This window comes from Cupriavidus sp. GW823-FHT07A04, assembly GCF_058794615.1.
This window is the reverse complement of sequence record NZ_JBXAHA010000010.1, coordinates 185,737-203,487: the sequence shown is the minus strand read 5'-3', so window position 1 is coordinate 203,487 and position 17,751 is coordinate 185,737. Positions and strand designations below refer to the sequence as shown.

At 65.2% G+C, this 17,751-nt stretch carries 15 protein-coding genes; 2 read left to right on the top strand and 13 right to left on the bottom strand.

All coding sequences use genetic code 11. The features are described 5' to 3' along the window. Window positions 1–32: 32 nt before the first annotated feature. The 7 genes from AC1Q7Q_RS19090 to AC1Q7Q_RS19060 form a co-directional block, all read right to left on the bottom strand. Window positions 33–305, bottom strand: a complete 273-nt coding sequence (locus AC1Q7Q_RS19090) for a phosphopantetheine-binding protein (RefSeq protein ID WP_150986626.1) — start codon at window positions 303–305, stop codon at window positions 33–35. Further along, window positions 292–1,068, bottom strand: a complete 777-nt coding sequence (locus AC1Q7Q_RS19085; protein ID WP_492373676.1) for a lysophospholipid acyltransferase family protein — start codon at window positions 1,066–1,068, stop codon at window positions 292–294. Before AC1Q7Q_RS19085 ends, AC1Q7Q_RS19090 begins: the two co-directional genes overlap by 14 nt. Further along, window positions 1,061–1,789, bottom strand: a complete 729-nt coding sequence (locus AC1Q7Q_RS19080) for a beta-ketoacyl synthase chain length factor (RefSeq protein ID WP_492373677.1) — start codon at window positions 1,787–1,789, stop codon at window positions 1,061–1,063. The genes AC1Q7Q_RS19085 and AC1Q7Q_RS19080 overlap by 8 nt, the downstream gene beginning before the upstream one ends. 625 nt (window positions 1,790–2,414) lie before the next feature. Further along, window positions 2,415–3,677, bottom strand: coding sequence for a fumarylacetoacetase (gene fahA, locus AC1Q7Q_RS19075; protein WP_492373678.1), 1,263 nt, complete (start codon window positions 3,675–3,677; stop codon window positions 2,415–2,417). A gap of 105 nt (window positions 3,678–3,782) precedes the next feature. Continuing rightward, entirely contained in the window at window positions 3,783–5,132 is a 1,350-nt protein-coding gene (gene hmgA / locus AC1Q7Q_RS19070; RefSeq protein ID WP_492373679.1) for a homogentisate 1,2-dioxygenase, read from the bottom strand. A 16-nt stretch (window positions 5,133–5,148) separates the two neighbouring features. Beyond that, window positions 5,149–5,370, bottom strand: a complete 222-nt coding sequence (locus AC1Q7Q_RS19065; RefSeq protein ID WP_441637595.1) for a DUF2783 domain-containing protein — start codon at window positions 5,368–5,370, stop codon at window positions 5,149–5,151. 525 nt (window positions 5,371–5,895) lie between these two features. After that, complete coding sequence (locus AC1Q7Q_RS19060; protein ID WP_150986631.1) at window positions 5,896–6,288, bottom strand: helix-turn-helix domain-containing protein; 393 nt, start codon at window positions 6,286–6,288, stop codon at window positions 5,896–5,898. A 265-nt stretch (window positions 6,289–6,553) separates the two neighbouring features. On the opposite strand from AC1Q7Q_RS19060, the gene AC1Q7Q_RS19055 reads away from it, so the two are divergent. After that, window positions 6,554–7,162: a TetR/AcrR family transcriptional regulator gene (locus AC1Q7Q_RS19055; RefSeq protein WP_492373680.1), complete on the top strand. Its 609-nt coding sequence runs from the start codon at window positions 6,554–6,556 to the stop codon at window positions 7,160–7,162. 188 nt (window positions 7,163–7,350) lie between these two features. After that, a complete protein-coding gene (locus AC1Q7Q_RS19050; protein WP_492373681.1) occupies window positions 7,351–8,322 on the top strand; it encodes an alpha/beta fold hydrolase in 972 nt (323 codons plus the stop codon). A gap of 167 nt (window positions 8,323–8,489) precedes the next feature. On the opposite strand, the gene AC1Q7Q_RS19045 is transcribed toward AC1Q7Q_RS19050, so the two are convergent. The 6 genes from AC1Q7Q_RS19045 to AC1Q7Q_RS19020 all read right to left on the bottom strand — a co-directional run bounded on the left by AC1Q7Q_RS19045 (window position 8,490) and on the right by AC1Q7Q_RS19020 (window position 17,637). Next, window positions 8,490–9,506, bottom strand: a complete 1,017-nt coding sequence (locus AC1Q7Q_RS19045) for a zinc-binding alcohol dehydrogenase family protein (protein WP_492373682.1) — start codon at window positions 9,504–9,506, stop codon at window positions 8,490–8,492. A 130-nt stretch (window positions 9,507–9,636) separates the two neighbouring features. Beyond that, window positions 9,637–12,474, bottom strand: coding sequence for a formate dehydrogenase subunit alpha (gene fdhF / locus AC1Q7Q_RS19040; RefSeq protein ID WP_492373683.1), 2,838 nt, complete (start codon window positions 12,472–12,474; stop codon window positions 9,637–9,639). Between the two features lie 14 nt (window positions 12,475–12,488). Next, complete coding sequence (locus AC1Q7Q_RS19035) at window positions 12,489–14,198, bottom strand: NADH-ubiquinone oxidoreductase-F iron-sulfur binding region domain-containing protein (RefSeq protein ID WP_492373684.1); 1,710 nt, start codon at window positions 14,196–14,198, stop codon at window positions 12,489–12,491. 211 nt (window positions 14,199–14,409) lie between these two features. Further along, window positions 14,410–15,726 carry an oxalate/formate MFS antiporter gene (gene oxlT / locus AC1Q7Q_RS19030; protein WP_492387197.1) on the bottom strand — a complete coding sequence of 439 codons (1,317 nt, stop codon included), beginning with the start codon at window positions 15,724–15,726 and terminating at the stop codon, window positions 14,410–14,412. A 644-nt stretch (window positions 15,727–16,370) separates the two neighbouring features. Then, entirely contained in the window at window positions 16,371–16,592 is a 222-nt protein-coding gene (locus AC1Q7Q_RS19025; RefSeq protein ID WP_492373108.1) for a hypothetical protein, read from the bottom strand. A gap of 133 nt (window positions 16,593–16,725) precedes the next feature. Beyond that, the gene (locus tag AC1Q7Q_RS19020; RefSeq protein WP_492373109.1) at window positions 16,726–17,637 is read right to left on the bottom strand and encodes a LysR family transcriptional regulator; all 912 of its coding nucleotides are present in this window, start codon (window positions 17,635–17,637) and stop codon (window positions 16,726–16,728) included. Window positions 17,638–17,751 lie beyond the last annotated feature (114 nt).

Sequence of the window (17,751 nt, the reverse complement as noted above, 5' to 3'; positions counted from 1 at the left end):
GTATGTGGATCCTTGGTGTGTCGTGGGCGGGTTCAGGCAGAAGCCTGGCCAGCACGCTGAGATGCGACGAACGTGGCCAGCGCTGTCACGCTGGCAAAGCGCGCACGCATGTCTTCCTTGTCGCCGTTCATGGTCACGCCGTAGCGCTTTTGCAGCGCCAGCCCGAGTTCGAGCGCATCGATCGAATCCAGGCCCAGCCCTTCGATGAACAACGGTGCGTCGGCGTCGATATCGTCCACGCCGATATCCTCCAGCGACAACGATGAAATGATCAGTTCCTTGATTTCTTGCTCAAGCGCCTTCACGGCGGACCTCCCTGGAAAAAAACTCGGATAGCGATTGGGTCAGGTGCCGTACCGCCAGCGCGTCGTCCAGTCCGGACGGCACCATCTGGGCGACACTGACATCCTCTCGCACGTCAATGATGTAACGAGGCCTGCGGGCCGGCACGCGGTACCACTTCTCACCCTTGGTGAGCGTGGGCGGCTCGCACCGGATCACCACAGGCGTCAGCGCAAAGCCGCCGCGCACCGCGACATTGGCCGCACCCCGTTGCAGGCGCAGCGGGCCATGCAACGGCGTGCGCGTGCCCTCGGGGAAGATGACGAGATTATTGCCCGTGCGCAGCGAGGCAATGCAGTCATCCACCATGCCCGCGCCGGAGTCATTGCAGACGTAACCGGTGGCGCGCACCGGGCCACGGGTAAACGGGTTGCGGGCCAGGCCGGAGCGCACCACGCAATCGGCCTGGCGCGTCAGCGCGATCAGAAAGACGACATCGATCAGCGACGGATGGTTGGCCACGATCAGCAAGCCCTGGCGGCGCAGCCGCTCAGGATGCAGCACCTCGTAGCGGATCACCCCGACCGAGCGCATCAGCCACAGGAAAAGCCGGAATGCGTAATGCACCACGTTCTTGCAGACCCGCTGCCGGCGCGCCGAAGACCACAGCAAGACGGCAAGCAACGGGAACACCAGCACCCGCAGCACGAGCCCGCCGACGCCGAAGCTGGAAAAGCACAGCCCGGTCGCGCAGACGCGCCAGGCCCGGTCCAGGCGCTCAACCATGTCGTTGCCACCTCCAGCCGGCACGCTCGCCGGCGTGGCGCAACTCGGCGTCGCCGGAGAGCATGAAGCGCAGCACCTCCAGCCCATGCGGCAGCGTCACGCCGGCGCCGGCCGGCAGGGTCTCCCCCACCACCTCAAGGCTGAGCACCGGTTGCCCCGCCTGCGGCATGCCGACCCGCCACGCCCACCCGAACAGGCACTCCGGTTCGTCCGCGAAGACGGCATAGGCCTCGGGCAGCGGCGCCTCGTAATGCACCAGCAAGACTTCCGGGGCGCCGTCGGCCAGCAAACCGCACGCTTCCACCACCGCCGCTTCCACCGTATCGCGGCCCGCGGCCAGGGCTTGCAGGTTGCCCGGATCGCCCCGGTCGATCGAATACAGCGCGCCGATGGCGTTATGCACGGACAGGCCGAAGGCTGTGGGCGACAAGGGCTCGCCGTCGGCAAGGTCGCCAAGCATTTGCAGCGGGCGCAGGGTGTCACCGTGGCGCGATGCAAAGATGACGGGAATGCCGTCCACGCCCGGCTGGCAGGCATAGGCGGGATGCAAGGCAGCGCGGCCCAGCGCGGTGATCCTGCGGCGCAGCATCGGGGCCATGGCGGCCAGCGTGGGCAATGCGTCGCCTTTGGGCAGCCAGGGCGCGCGGCTCCAGGCCTGCCAGGCTTGCTGCGTTTCTAGTTGTGCTGCACATGCCGCCCATGCGCGAATACCAAATTCCATTGCCGTGCCGTTCGCGTAGGGTGGATGAAAAGGCGGGTCGCTGCCGGCCCGCGGGTGATGCACGCCGGCGCCAGCAGACACGCAGGCGTTTCGCACACATCACGAATCACGCCCGTTGCCGAATTTTGTGGGCAGATACCGCCTGTTTGCCCTGATTTTCCGCTCGATTGCTACTTGAATACTTTTTTTTGCACTGACTCCGGGGCCGCTGCCGTGGCGGACATGGCTGCCTGCTGGCAAATGACGTTGCCCGTCAGCGAGTCGGTATTAAATCGGTGTTAAATAGGTGTTAACGACCGAAAACCCGCAAAACTGACCCCAGGCGACCCATCGGCATCAGCCGCGGGACAATCAAAACATCATTTTTGGCAGGAATGCCGAACTTTGACTCGCCCTTTTTGTCAGGGCCGAATTCTCGCACAAAGGCGCGGCAACAGGGGATGCAAGAAGGTTAAGAAGGTTGTCAATTGTAACGGCGCGCGCCTGCCGGCCATGCGGTGGCGTAGCCATGCCTGTCAAGGCCGGGAGGGAAACGGGGGGATGAGAGCGGGAGGGAGTGTGAGCGGGTTATCCCCCGCCCGGCGTAGCGCGGCGGGGGCCCGTGGCAAAACGAGCGTGATGCGGCTTACAGCGCGGGCAGGATCTTCCCTGCCACCTCGCCAAAGCCGACGCGATAGCCGTCGCCCTGGCACCAGCCGGCCATGACCACTTCGTCGCCATCTTCCAGGAAACCGCGCTTGCTGCCGTCCGCCAGCGTCAAGGGCTCGGCGCCGTTACGGGTCAGTTCCAGCAGGCTGCCATAGGAATCCGGCGTGGTGCCGCTGATGGTGCCGGAGCCCATCAGGTCGCCCACACGGACATTGCAGCCGGACACGGTGTGGTGCGCCAGTTGCTGGACCATGGTCCAGTACATGGCCTTGAAGTTGGTGCGGCAGACGGTGGTGGCTTGCTCCGCGCCTTCGGGGCGCAGCGAGACTTCCAGTGCGATGTCATAGGCATTGCGCTCGGGCTGCTGCAGATACGCCAGCGGCTCGGGCGATTGCACCGGATTGTCGCGGCGGAACGGCTCGAGCGCGTCCATGGTGACCACCCATGGGGAGATCGAGGTGCCAAAGCCCTTGCTGTTGAATGGGCCCAGCGGCACGTACTCCCACTGCTGGATATCGCGCGCGCTCCAGTCGTTGAGGATCACCATGCCGAACATGTGTCCGGCGGCCGCAGCGGTGCTGACCGGCTCGCCCAGGGTCGACGGCTTGCCGACGATGAAGGCCATTTCCAGTTCGTAGTCGAGCTTCTGGCAAGCCGTAAAGACCGGGCGCGGCGCGTTCGGCGGCTTGATCTGCCCCTTCGGGCGGCGCAGTTCCGTGCCGCTCACCACCACAGAGCTGGCGCGGCCGTTGTAGCCGATGGGAATCTCCAGCCAGTTGGGCAGCAGCGCATTGTCCGGATCGCGGAACATGCGGCCGACGTTGGTGGCGTGCTCGCGCGAGGAGTAGAAATCGGTGTAGCCGGGGATGTCCACCGGCAGGTGCAAGGTAGCCCAGGCCATCGGCACCAGGGCCTGCTCATGCAGGGCCGACTTGGGATGCAAGGTGGTGTCGTCCGCCGCCAGCATGGACGTCAGGCGCTGGCGGGTTTCAGTCCATGCCGGCTTGCCGAGCGCGATGAAGGCGTTGAGCGTGGCGCCGCTAAACACGCCTTTGACGGAGGCAGGCAGCAGGCCCGCCTCGTCCAGCACGGACAGGTCGAGAATGAAGTCGCCGATGGCGACGCCTACGCGCGGGCCCTGCCCGTTCGGGGAAAAGATGCCGTAGGGCAGGTTCTGCAGCGGGAAATGCGTAACGCCATCATTGGCGGATTCGATCCAACTCTGCTGGACAGTGGTCATCGGGGGCTCCGGAGGGCAATGACAAGGGTGCCGGCGACATGCGCCGCGCGGGCACCCTGGATTCATGATGGTCGGCCGGGTGAAACCGGTCTTGGGACTTGAGGATCAGCGCTCGCTGGGGTTGAAATGCTTCTTCAGGCCTTGCCAGCACCTGTAGTAATCGTCCTGCAACTGCGCCGACTCCGCTGCATACGGCGTCGGCCGGATCACGGCCGGCGTCTCGAACATGAACGCCATGGTATCGCCGATGCGATGCGGCTGCGAGGTATCCGCGGCGGTGGCCTTGGCAAACGTCTCGGCATCCGGGCCGTGGCCGCTCATGCAATTGTGCAGGCTGGCGCCGCCAGGCGAGAAGCCATCGGCCTTGGCATCGTAGACACCCTCGATCAGGCCCATGAACTCACTGGCGATGTTGCGGTGGAACCAGGGCGGGCGGAAGGTGTTCTGCATCGCCAGCCAGCGCGGGCCAAAGATGACGAAATCGATGCTGTCCACGCCCGGGGTGTCGGACGGGCTTTGCAGCACCAGGAAGATCGAGGGGTCCGGGTGATCGAAGCTGATCGAGCCAATGGTGTTGAAGCGGCGCAGGTCGTACTTGTACGGCGCGTAATTGCCATGCCAGGCCACCACATCCAGCGGCGAGTGCCCGATCGCGGCGCGCCACAGGTTGCCCTGGAACTTCGCCACCAGCTCGAAATCGCCCTCACGATCCTCATACCAAGCATGCGGCGTGAGGAAGTCGCGCGGATTGGCCAGGCCATTGGAGCCGATGACGCCCAGGTCGGGCAGGCGGAACAAGGCGCCATAGTTTTCGCAGATATAGCCGCGCGCCTCGCCATCCGGCAGCTCCACGCGAAAACGCACGCCGCGCGGGATCACCACAATCTCCTGCGGCTCGACGTCCAGCAGGCCCATCTCGGTCGCCAGGCGCAGCCTGCCCTGCTGCGGCACGATCAGCATCTCGCCGTCTGCATTGTAGAAGAAGCGATCCGTCATCGACCGGTTGGCCAGGTACAGATGGATCCCGCAACCCGACATGGCCTCCGGGCCGCCGTTGCCGGCCATGGTGATGATGCCGTCGACAAAGTCGGTGGGCTCCTTGGCCATCGCCGGCGGGCTCCAGCGCATCTGGTTGGGCGATGGCGGCACCGCATCGAAATGACTGACGATGCGCGACTGCTCGACCCGCGTGAACGGCTCATGCATCGCCGCCGGGCGAATGCGATAGCACCAGCTGCGCCGGTTGTGCGCGCGCGGCGCGGTAAACGCCGTACCGGAAATCTGCTCGGCATACAGCCCATACGGCGCGCGCTGGGGCGAGTTCTGCCCCACCGGCAACGCACCGGGCAGTGCCTCGGTGGCGAACTCGTTGGCAAAACCGGATTGGTAGCCGGGCGTGCCGTGGTCGGGCGCCTGCCCTTTCACGTTCACAAGGTTCAATGGCGTCTGCGTCATATCTTGGGTCTTCCTCTTACGCTTGCGATTTCGCTTTCGATGAATCGAGCACGCCCGCGCGGGCTAGCTCCATGGCTTCCTGCAGAACAGCAAGATCGCCGATGTGATTGGCCAGCAGCAGGATCAGTTGCGCGTTGGCGGCCTGGCTCTGCGCGTCGGAGAGATCGCGATGCATGTCGATCAGCGCCTCGTAGAAGTCGTCCGGACGGGCAAGGTTGGGTTCGGTACTCAGCGGCATTGGCTTGTCTCCCTACTCAGGCCACTGCCGCAGCGGGCATAGTGGACGAGTGATCACACTGGCGGTGTCTTTCGAACGCCGGATCGTGAATTTAACAATCCGTAATTGATTTACTATATCGTAATCTCAGGCCTCGGACGTGTCAAACCAGTATCGGCCCTTATTTCTCCGCGGACGGCGAAAACCGGCGGACACCACGTTTGTAGGTTAGGCGCGAAGGACAGGGTGAGACAAAGACGTGACGCCAGACGGCGCACAAGCGCAGGCAGCCCGAGCAATGTCAGGCGGAGAAGAGAAACAAGTACGACAGGGAGAAAGCGACAGGCTCGACAGGCAAACGCACGACCCGGCCTCGGCGCGGGGCCGAGGTCGTCAAAGACAGACGGATGCCGCCAGGCGCGGCATCCGGCCATCCATGTAAAGCAGGCAAAACCCCAGCAGCAGGCACGTGGGGGCGTGCCCGCTGCTGGTATGACAAGCGCGCGCCAATCCGGCCGCAGACCCGGCCGGAACCAGCGCGAGTGCTCAGGCTGGCTTGTGACCTTCGCCCGGGCTCGACGCGAAGCCTGTGCTGACCGGGGTGGCCGGTGCAGGGCTTGCGGCGGTAGGCGTTGCGGCAGGCGCCTGCCCGGCCATGGAAGCGGCCGTGACGCCGCCATTGCGGCTGGCAATAAACGCGTTGACGTCGGCAGCAAGATGCTGGGGTGCCAGCACCACTTCCAGGCCAAGCGCCTCGCAAGCCGCTAGGAAAGTCGACATGCGGGGGTCGGCCTGACCCGATTCTGCCCGCAAGTAAGCTTCCCGGGAGATCCCGGCCTTACGGGCGACGTCTTCCTGCTTGAGCTTTCGCGCTCGGCGCAACGCCCGCAGTTGCCGGAACGGTTCGCTAGCGCCTCTAGGCACGGCTGTACTGTTCATGTCGGTCTCCAGTCACCAATGAAAAAAAAGTGCGCGGACGTGCATTCGAGTATAGAGCACGCAAAGCGTTCCGTATGTAATCAGGGCAACACTTTGTGCAGATTTCTTGTTGGCACCCTGCGCAGGCTAATCCTAGCCTGTCAATAGGTCCGATACAGCACAATTATCTGCCTCCGTGGTGACATAACGGGCGGCAGTGAAATAGGTTGACGAAAACGCACAAGCGCGAAGTTGACAATACGACCGGTCGTGCTATTCTTTCGACATGCAGAAAGGACAACTTACCCGCGCAGCCATCATCGAGCAGGCCCTGGACACCGCCGCCCAGATCGGGTTCGAGCAGTTGTCGCTCGCCACATTGGCCGCCGACACCAGCATGTCCAAGAGCGGGCTCTATGCGCACTTCAAGTCAAAAGAAGCCTTGCAGCAAGCAGTTTTGGCGCTCGCCCTGGAGCGCTTTTCGGACGTCGTCTTCAGGCCGGCCATGCGCCTGCCGCGCGGCACGCGTCGGGTGCAAGCTCTCTTCGAAGGGTACATGCTCTGGCTCGGTGGATCCGTCAATAAAGGCCGCTGCCTGTTCATGGCGCTAGGCCAGGAATACCGCGACCGCCCCGGTGCCGTCAGGGATCAGGTGGTGCAATCGCTGAAAGACTGGCATAGCCTCATCGCCAGGGCCGTGACCGACGCGATCGAGGAAGGCGATCTTTCGCCGGCACAAGACGCGCGGCAGTTCGCCTTCGAGATGGTCGGCATCGGCATGTCCTTTCAACAGTCTTACAAGCTGCTGGGCCGCGAAGACGCCGAGACCATGGCCCGCCGGGCGTTCGAGGCATTGCTCCGCCGGGCCGAGCTTGCGCAGCCCGTGCGCAAGTAGCCAAGGGCACGGAGGCACTTGCGCGAGACGCCTTCCGCGAGACAGATCGGGATAAATTTCAAGACGGCGGGATGTCGTCTTTTTTTGAAATAAAAAATAGCACGACTGGTCGGTCTTACCGGAGGGGTATTGCCTCTCCCCGATGCCCCGGCCAGGAATGCCAGAAGTCTTCGCTAGAGGTGACCGCCGTGACGCAAGCGATTTACTCATCCACCAAAACCCGCCAGGCCGCGCCGATATCCGGGGCGCCAATGCGCTTGGGGCGCCTTGGCTGGCAATTGGCCGAGCTGCTTTATCCGGCCGGCGTAGCGCGCGCGCTCGAGCACGCATGGTTCCGTCCGCCCCATGGCAACGGCCCGGATGGCGCTGGCCGTGAACTGCTTGACCGTGCGCGCGCGGACTGGGCGCTCGTGACCGGCCAGGGAGCGAGCCGGCGCGTGCGCGTCTATCGATGGGGCAATACCGGGCCGACCGTCTTGCTGGCCCACGGCTGGGGTGGCCATGCCGCCCAGTGGCAACCGCTGGTTGCACCGCTGCTGGCGGCTGGCATGCGCGTGGTCGCCTTTGACGCGCTCTCGCACGGCGGCTCCGACGCGGGTGCACGCGGCGCGGGCCAGACTTCTGTTGTGGAAATGTCACATTCGCTGTTGGCCACGGCGTGGCACGCCGGCCCGGTCCACGCGGTGATTGCGCATTCGCTCGGCAGCGCCGCGCTGGCGCTGGCCGTGCGCGAAGGCTTGCATCTGCAGGCTGCCGTGATGATCGGCCCGCCGGCCGACATGCACACTGCCGCCGCGGCATTGGCCTGGCGGCTCGGCATTGGGCCCGGCGCACTGGCCCGCATGCAGCGCAACAGCGAGCGCTGGCTGGGCATGCCGTGGTCTGCCTTCAACGTCCCGGCCATCGGGCGCGCCCGCCCGGTGCCGCCCACGCTGGTGATCCACGACCGGCAAGACAAGGAAGTGGGCTGGGAGAGCGGCGCTGCCATTGCCGGTGCATGGCCTGGCGCGCAGTTGATGGCCACGGACGGACTGGGCCATCGCCGTGTCCTGCACGACGCACAGGTCATCACACGGGCGGTATCGTTCATCCGCGGCGCCGCGGACGCGCCCGGGCTTGCCGAGGCAACTCGCAGGATGCAGGCCCAGGCCGATGCCTGAATCACTCCCAAACCCTGCTTGCGGCAGCGATTATGTGGCATGCCACATAATCGCCGCTGGCGGTGTGGGTCCGAGCTTGGCGGTTAATTGCTGATTAAACGAAAAAAGAAGACCGGCTGGCACCTCGCCAGCCGGCCTCCTCCTTGGAGACCTGTCAGAACCCTGCGTCAGAACCCTTCCAGCACCAGCTTGCCGATGGTCCGCCCGCTCTCCAGCATGGCATGGGCGCGGCGCAGGTTGGCCGCATCGATCCGCCCGAGGTTCTCGCCCAGCGTGGTCCGCAGCCGGCCGGCATCGACCAGCCGTGCCACCTCGTTGAGCAAGAGATACTGCTCGATCATGTCCGGCGTGCCGAACATCGAGCGGGTGAACATGAACTCCCACACAAAGGTGGCGCTCTTGCTCTTCAGGTCGCCCACGGCCAGCGGGCCGCTGTTCTCCACGATCGAGCAGATCTTGCCTTGCGGCGCAATCACGGTCGCCATGGCAGCAAAGTGGCGGTCCGTGTCGTTAAAACACAGGATGTAGTCGACCTCGGCAAAGCCGAGCTTGCGCAACTGGGCCGGCATGTCGCCACGGTGATCGATGGTGTGGTCAGCGCCCAGCTCGCGGCACCAGGCAGCGGACTCCGGCCGCGACGCGGTGGCGATGACCGTCAGCCCCGCCAGCGTCTTGGCCAGCTGGATGCCGATGGAACCCACGCCCCCTGCTCCGCCGATAACCAGCACAGAGCGCCCGGCATGCTTGCCCTGCGGCGAGACGCCCAGGCGATCGAACAAGGCTTCCCACGCCGTAATGGCGGTCAGCGGCAACGCGGCGGCCTGGGCGAAATCGAGCAATGCAGGCTTATGGCCAACAATGCGCTCATCCACCAGGTGGAACTCGCTATTGGCGCCAGGCCGGGTAATGCTGCCAGCGTAGAAAACCGGGTCGCCCACCTTGAACAGGGTGACATCCGGGCCCACCGCGGCCACTGTGCCAGCTGCATCCCATCCGAGCACGCGCGTGACAGGCTCGACCTTATCCTTGGGCGCGCGCACCTTGGCATCCACGGGATTGACCGAGATGGCCGCCACCTTGACCAGCAGGTCGCGGCCTTCGGGCACGGGGGTGGCGATGTCCACGTCGACCAGGGATTGCGGGTCGTCGATCGGCAGGTAACGGGTCAGGCCAACGGCTTTCATTGCGGGTTCCACCAAGTCAATCAAGCAGGTTCTGCGGCACGGGATCGCGCCATGGCCACAGCGTAGCCCCACTGCCGTGCATTGATTAGCCGGAAAATCCAACAATCAATTTCCCGATTTCCCGGAAAATCTAGCCGTCTCCTTGTTTGCTGCCAGCCGCAAGGATCAGTCCGCCCCCAAAACTAGACTGCCGCGGCACCTCGCCACCCAGCGTGATGCGGATCGCGCAGTACTTGAATTCCGGGATCTTGCCAAAGGGGTCCAGCGCCGCGTTCGTCAGCTTGTTGATGGCGGCCTCGTAGTAGCAGAACGGCACGAACGCCGCGCCGCGCGGCGTGCCGTCGTCCACCCGGGCAAACAGCGATACCTGGCCCCGGCGCGATGCGAGCGTCACCACGTCGCCCGGCTGGCCACCGATGGCGGCAAGGTCGAGCGGATGCACCAGCGCCACCGGCTCCGGTTCGATGGCATCCAGCACGCCCGCGCGCCGGGTCATGCTGCCGGTATGCCAGTGCTCGAGCTGCCGGCCGGTGATGAGCACGACCGGGTACTCCTGGTCGGGCCGCTCGGCCGCGGGAATGATGTCGGCCGGGACGAATCGGGCCCGGCCCGAAGCCGTCGGAAACGCGTCCGTAAAGATGACCGGCTCCCCCGGGTCGCCCTCAGCGCGGCAAGGATAGGTCACCGCGTCCTCCCGCTGCAAGCGCTCCCAGGTAATGCCGCCGATGCTGGGCATGGCATGGCGCATCTCGTCGAACACGTCGGCCACGCTCGCGTACGACCAGTCCAGCCCCAGCCTGGCGGCCATCTGCTGGATGATCCACAGGTCCTGCCGCGCTTGCCCGGGCGGATCGATCGCCTGGCGGCCAAGCTGCACCGTGCGGTCGGTGTTGGTAAAGGTGCCCGTCTTCTCAGGGAACGCCGACGCCGGCAGCACCACATCGGCGAGGTAGGCGGTCTCCGTCAGGAAGATATCCTGCACCACCAGGTGGTCCAGCGCCGCCAGCGCCTCGCGCGCGTGCTGGGCATCGGGATCCGACATGGCCGGGTTCTCGCCCATGATGTACATCCCGCGCACTTCGCCCCGCTCGATGGCCTGCATCACTTCGACCACGGTCAGCCCCGGCTGGCGATCCAGCGGCATGCCCCACAACGACTCGAAGCGCGCAACAGCCTCGGGATCGTCGACACGATGGTAGTCCGGATACATCATCGGGATCAGTCCGGCGTCGGAGGCGCCCTGCACATTGTTCTGGCCGCGCAGTGGGTGCAGCCCCGTGCCCGGCCGGCCGATCTGCCCCGTCATCAGCGCCAGGGCGATCAGGCAGCGGGCATTGTCGGTGCCGTGGATATGCTGGGAGATCCCCATGCCCCAAAGGATCATCGAGGCTTTGGAACTGGCATATAGCCGGGCCACATAGCGGATGGTGTCGGCATCGATGCCGCAAACCGGCGCCATCAGCTCCGGGCTGTAGGCCGCCACATTGCGCTGCAGTTCCTCATAGCCGATGGTGCGGCTGGCGATGAAATCCTGATCGACCAGTCCTTCGGCCACGATCACATGCATCATGGCGTTGAGCAGCGCCACATCGGTATCGGGCTCGAACTGCAGGAAGCGATGGGCGAAGCGCGCCAGGTCGGAGCGGCGTGGATCGGCCACGATCAGCTTGGTGCCATTTTTTACCGCGTTCTTGATCCAGGTTGCCGCCACCGGATGGTTCACCGTTGGATTGGCGCCGATCACGATCACCACCTGCGCGCGTGCCACATCCATCACCGGGTTGGAAACCGCGCCCGAACCGATGCCTTCGAGCAGCGCCGCCACCGACGACGCGTGGCAAAGCCGCGTGCAATGGTCCACGTTATTGCTGCCGAAGCCGGTGCGCACGAGCTTTTGAAACAGGTAGGCCTCTTCATTGCTCCCCTTGGCGGAGCCAAAGCCGGCCAGCGCGCGCTTGCCGTACGTGTCGCGGATGGCCGACAGGCTGGTGCCCGCAAGCGCAAGGGCCTCATCCCAGCTGGCTTCGCGGAACACATCCATCACGCGCGCGGGATCCATCACGAAATCGCCACGCTTGGGGGCGCCTTCGCGCCGCACCAGCGGTACCGTCAGCCGGTGCGGATGCTGGGCGTAATCGAAGCCATAGCGGCCCTTCACGCACAGGCGCATCTGGTTGGCCGGCCCAAAACGCCCTTCGACAAACAGGATGCGGTTGTCCTTGACGTTGTAGGTGAGCTGGCAGCCCACCCCGCAGTACGGGCAGACCGATTCCACCTGGCGATCCGGCACCGGCAACGCGGCGTCGCGGGCCGGCATCAGCGCGCCGGTCGGGCAGGCCTGCACGCACTCGCCGCAGGCGACGCAGGTGGAGGCGCCCATCGGGTCGCCCATGTCGAAGACGATCGCGGCCTGGTCGCCGCGAAAGGCCAGCCCGATCACATCGTTCACCTGCTCCTCGCGGCAAGCGCGCACGCAGCGGGTGCACTGGATGCAGGCATCGAGATTGACGGCGATGGCCGGATGGGACAAATCGGCTGGCACGGCGGCGCGCGGCGCAAAGCGCGGCTTGCCGACGTCCAGCCGGGCGGACCACTGGTCCAGCTCATTGTTGCGCGTGTAACGCGCCTCAGGCATATCGGACTGCAGCAGCGCCAGCACCATGCGCTGCGCGCGCAGCGCGCGCTCGGAGGCGGTCTGCACCTCCATGCCCTGTGCAGGGTAGCGGCAGCACGACGGCGCCAGCACGCGCTCGCCCTTGATCTCCACCATGCAGGCGCGGCAGTTGCCGGCGGTGTCCAGGCCGTCCTTGTAGCACAGGTGCGGGATGTCGAACCCCTCGCGCTGCGCCACCTTGAGCAAGCTCTCGCCCGGCCCGGCGCACACGTCCCGGCCATTCAGGCGGAACGTCACCGTGGTATCCGAGGAGGCCTCCACTTGCGCGCGCTCGGCGCGGGTCAGTGCACTCATATCGTCCTCGCGGCTCAGGCCAGCTCCTGGGGAAAGTACTTGATCACGCAATCCACCGGGTTGGGCGCGGCCTGCCCCAGCCCGCAGATCGACGCATCCCGCATCACCGCAGACAAGTCCGCCAGCGCGGCCAGGTCCCATGCCGGCTGAGCGATCACGTCCAGCGCCTTGGCCGTGCCCACGCGGCATGGTGTGCATTGCCCACAGGACTCATGCTTGAAGAAGTGCATCAGGTTGCGCGCCACGGCCACCGCACTGTCCTGCTCCGAAAACACCACGATGGCGGCCGATCCGATAAAGCAACCGTAGGGCTGCAGCGTATCGAAATCCAGCGGAACATCGCCCAGGGACGCCGGCAGGATGCCACCCGAAGCGCCGCCCGGCAGGTAGCCATAGAAGCGATGGCCGTCCTGCATGCCGCCGCAGTATTCCTCGATCAGCTCACTCACGGTGATCCCCGCCGGCGCCACGTGCACGCCGGGCAGCTTCACGCGCCCCGACACCGAGAACGAGCGCAGCCCGTGCCGGCCATGGCGTCCCTGCGCGGCGAACCAGCCCGCGCCTTTTTCAAGGATCTCGCGGACCCAGTAAAGGGTCTCGAAGTTATGCTCCAGCGTGGGCCGGCCGAACAAGCCGACCTGCGCCACATAGGGCGGGCGCAGCCTGGGCATGCCGCGCTTGCCTTCGATCGATTCGATCATGGCGGACTCTTCGCCGCAGATATACGCGCCGGCGCCACGCCGCAACTGGATCTCCGGCATGCCCGGGATCGGTGGGTCGGCCTGCAGACGGCGCAGCGCTTCGCCAAGCACGGCACGGCAGCCTGCGTATTCGTCGCGCAGGTAGATGTAGATCGCGCCGACCTGGGTCACCGCGGCGGCAATCAGCATGCCTTCGAGGAAGCGATGCGGATCGCGCTCCAGGTAGACGCGATCCTTGAAGGTACCGGGCTCGCCCTCATCCAGGTTGACTGCCATCAGGCGCGGCGCCGGCTCGGCCATCACGATCCGCCATTTGCGCCCGGTGGGGAAACCCGCGCCACCCAGCCCGCGCAAGCCGGAATCCTCCATCGTGCGCAGCAAGGATTCGGAATCACGCTCACCCGAGGCCACTGCGCGGAGCAACTGATACCCGCCTTGCGCGCGATAGTCGTCATAGCCCAGATGGGCTTCGGGCGCGTGATGCACGGCGCGTGCGGCAACCGTGTCCACAATGGTCTGCGCGCTCGCAAGATCCACCGGGTTCTGCCCGACCAGCGCGGCGGGCGCGCGCTCGCAGCGGCCGATGCAGGGCGCTGCCACCACCTTGACTTCGCTGCCCAGCAGGGCCGGCAGCCGGGCGAGCAGGTCGCGCGCCCCGCCCAGCTCGCAGGCGATGCCTTCGCACACGCGCACCGTCACCGCGGCCGGGGGCCGGATGGCGCCGTCCCCACCCTCGCGCACGACATCGAAATGATGGTAGAAAGTGGCGACTTCATAGACCTCCACCATCGACAATCCCATCTCCTGCGCCAGCGCCACCAGGTGCGGGATCGCCAACTGGCCGAAGTGGTCGTTGATGGCATGCAGGTGCTCGATCAGAAGGTCGCGCCGGCGCGGTACGTCGCCCAGGACGGCCTGGACTTCGGCCAAGGCTGCCGGGTCAGGCTGCCGCCCCTTTGGCTGGCGGCGCTTGCGCGCCTTGCCGATATCCTGGACCGCGATGGGAATGACGACCTGGTTCATGGCAATCTCGAAAAGCTGTCTCTTGGGGGGGCCGGATGGAACGGGGCACGCGCTACAAGTGCTTGCCCGCCGCTCTGGTCTTATCTTGCACTGCACGCGCCTCGCAACATGCAGCGGGAGTCGCGGGAGGGGTTTCGTTTTTGCTTTCGCCTTCGATCATATCCCTATTCCCGCGGCGCATTGACCGCGCCGATCCACGCCGGCAAGCCCGTCAGGTCAGGTCCTCCGGCACCGCGCGATATCCCATCGGCGGCGTGGTACTGGCATGCACATACTTCTTGGCGTGGGCTTCGCGCATTGGCTTGAGCACGAACAGGGCCAGGAAGGCGGACAGCGCCGCCATGCCCGAGGCGAGCATGAAGACCGCGTGCCAGTCGCCGGTGGCGGCGGTGATGACGCTGGAGAACGGCACCAGCAGCGCAGCCGTGCCCTTGGCCGTATACAACAGGCCAGCATTGGTGGCGGCGAACCTGGGCCCGAAGGTGTCGCCGCAGGTTGCCGGGAACAGGCTGTAGATCTCCCCCCAGGCGAAGAACACGACACCGGTCAGCACCACGAAAGCGATAGGATCCTGCCCGTACTTAGCCAGCAGCAGAATGCCCACCGCCTCGATCGCAAAGGCCAGGAACATCGTGTTCTCCCGGCCGATGTTGTCCGAGATCCAGCCAAAGAAGGGACGCGTCAGCCCATTGAGCACGCGGTCGATGGTGAGGGCGAAAGTCAGCGCGGGCAACGTCAGGCCGAGCAGCGATACCGGCACGCCATCGAGGCCGAAATCCTTGGCGATCGGGCCCAGCTGGGCGGTCGCCATCAGGCCGCCGGCCGCCATCATCACGAACATGGCGTACATCACCCAGAAGATCGGCGAGGACAGGACCTGGCGCGGCGAGGCGTTGTAGGCAGCCGTCTTGACCGCGGACGTGACCTGGTTCAGCACCTTGGCCGAAGGGGGATAGAGCGCCATGCCCAGGAAGAAGACGATCAGGCCCTGGCCCAGGCCGAACCACAAGAACGTGGCCTCGTAGCCGCTGGTCTTGATCATGTTGGCAATCGGCACCACGGTCAGCGCCGAGCCCGCGCCAAAGCCGGCGGCGGTGATGCCTGCCGCCAGCCCGCGCCGGTTTGGGAACCACTTCAACGCATTGCCCACGCAGGTGCCATACACCGCGCCCGCCCCCACCCCACCCACGGCTGCCGCGAAGTAGAGCATCGGCAGAGACGAGGCCACGGAGTTCAAGGCCCAGGCAATCGCGCACAGCAGGCCGCCACCCACCACGACCGGACGCGGGCCGTACTTGTCCACGAGGTAACCCTCGATCGGCACCAGCCAGGTTTCCGTAACGACGAAGATGGTGAACGCCACCTGGATCGCCGTGCGGCCCCAGTGGTACTTGTCGTCAATCGGGTTAACGAACAGTGTCCAGCCATATTGCATGTTGGCGATCATCGCCATGCAGATCACGCCAAAGGCGAGTTGAACCCAGGGTGAGGCAAAGCGTGACTCGGGCGCGTTTTGCTGATGTTCCATGGTGTCTCCTTATGGCGGGCGGGGCCGCCTTATGTGGAAAGGGCGTCTTCGGACACCTCTTTTGGGACGGCACCGCTTGTGCTGCATCCCAGATACTGCCGTCGCTTCAGTGCTATACAGTATGTGATATATCAATATAGTCAAGACGCTTTTAGCCCACTTAGCGGACCATGAAACCGCCCGGAAATGGCGATGGCAATGCACCGGAAAGCGGCACGAAGGTTACTCGTGCGCCACGCGCATCAAAGCGGGCGAGCAGTGCAAGCCGGCTTGCTGATGGATCAAGGACTTAGGGCGTCCCGCTTCATTAATGGCGCACGTGGACAAGCGGCTATCTGCCAGTACAAATGGGTCCGGGGAACCGGCCGGCGCAGCGCCTCAAAGACGATCCTCGGGAAAGTCCCTAGATTAAGTCAGGCAGACTGGGGCATCAATGTACTAAATGTCTGGCCCTTCAGGACAGAAGAGCGGAGGGAGCGAACAAGGAACTTGCGATCCGCAGAACAGCAAAAAGGTGCCTGGGAAGGCTTGGCGCAAGCGAACCCAGCGATCAAACCAAGGGAATCTGGCGGGGGATGGCCCCTATTCCAGCGCAGCGGCAGCGATTGGCGGCCATGCGGCCCGCCAACCGCACCACGCGAGCATCAGGCGCGGGCCAGGTTGGGTTGCGCGCTCACGCCAGACGGAGCCGGGCTGGCGCGGCCAATGCCGGCGGTTTCCTGCGAGGCGCCAAGGCCGGCAAAGCGGCCATGTTCCTGGGCACGGGCGAGCACAGGGGTCGGCACACGGGTAGCAATCAGGAAGGTAACACCAACGCCGAGGGCAATCAGACCAAAGGCAAGACCGAGAAGAAGTGCGCTGTCCATCAGAAAACTCCGGTAGGGATGGTGAGTAGGAGTTTTCATTATATGCTGCGGCGCACTATGTGTAAATATCCTGTATGTAATATATCATGAGATTTTGGGCGCTGACGCAACAGTCGTTCGCAACGCCATTCCCCTACCCTACGCGCGCCAGCAACGTCTGGTCCGGCTCCATGCCGCGCAGCGCGTCCCAGATGGCAGCAGCATTGGGCTTGAGCGACCGGCTCTTGCGCCGTACCAGCATCACCGAGGACGTGACCTGTGGCCGCAATGGCCGCATGACGGCGGCGGGGCCCAGCCCGGCTGCCTGGGCGCGCGATGGCACGATGCCGATGCCCAGCCCCAGCGCCACCATGCCGAAGATCGCGGCGAAGTGGCCAAGCACCTGCAGCGAGCCGGCGCGCACGTGATACACGCCAAAGGCCTGCTCTACGGCCGGCTGGATGCCCGAGTGCTGGTCCAGCATCAGCACATTGGCATCGTTCAGGTCGCCCCACCCTACCGTCTCGCGCGTGGCCAGCGGATGCTGCGATGGCAACACGGCATGGAACGGATCGACGCACAGGCCCTCGCAGTAGAGATCGTCCCCGGATTGCGGGTTCGTAGCGATGCCGAAGTCCACCTCGCCGCTGCGCACGCACTGCAGCACCGCCTCATGCGAGCGGTCTTTCAGGCTGATGCCGATGCCCGGCCAGGCCGCACGGCAACCCGCGAGCCAGCCCGGCAGCGACATCGACGACAGCACCGGATCGGACGCGATCTGCACCGCGCCCTGGCACGGCCTGGCCGCGCCCTGGCTCTCGCGCAGCGTCTGCTCGACTTCCTCGATCAGGTGGCAGATGCGCTGCGACAGGTGCTCGCCGGCGTCGGTGAGCTCGACCTGGCGCGTGGTGCGGTCAAACAGCCGCTGGTCGATCTCGTCCTCCAGCTCGCGCACGCTGCGGCTGATGGCGGACTGCGTCAGCCCGAGCTCAGCCGCGGCGCGGGTGAAGCTCTTCTGTCGCGCGACAGCCGCGAAGGCCTTGAGCTGGGGAAGCGAAATATTCATGATCACCCCTCCTGCATGCATTGGGCATTGGGCGCGGAGAGCAGCTTTGCCATGCCCCGCAGTGCGCTGCGCATCGTGATAGACGCCGGGCCCGGATTCGCGTCACGCGAATCC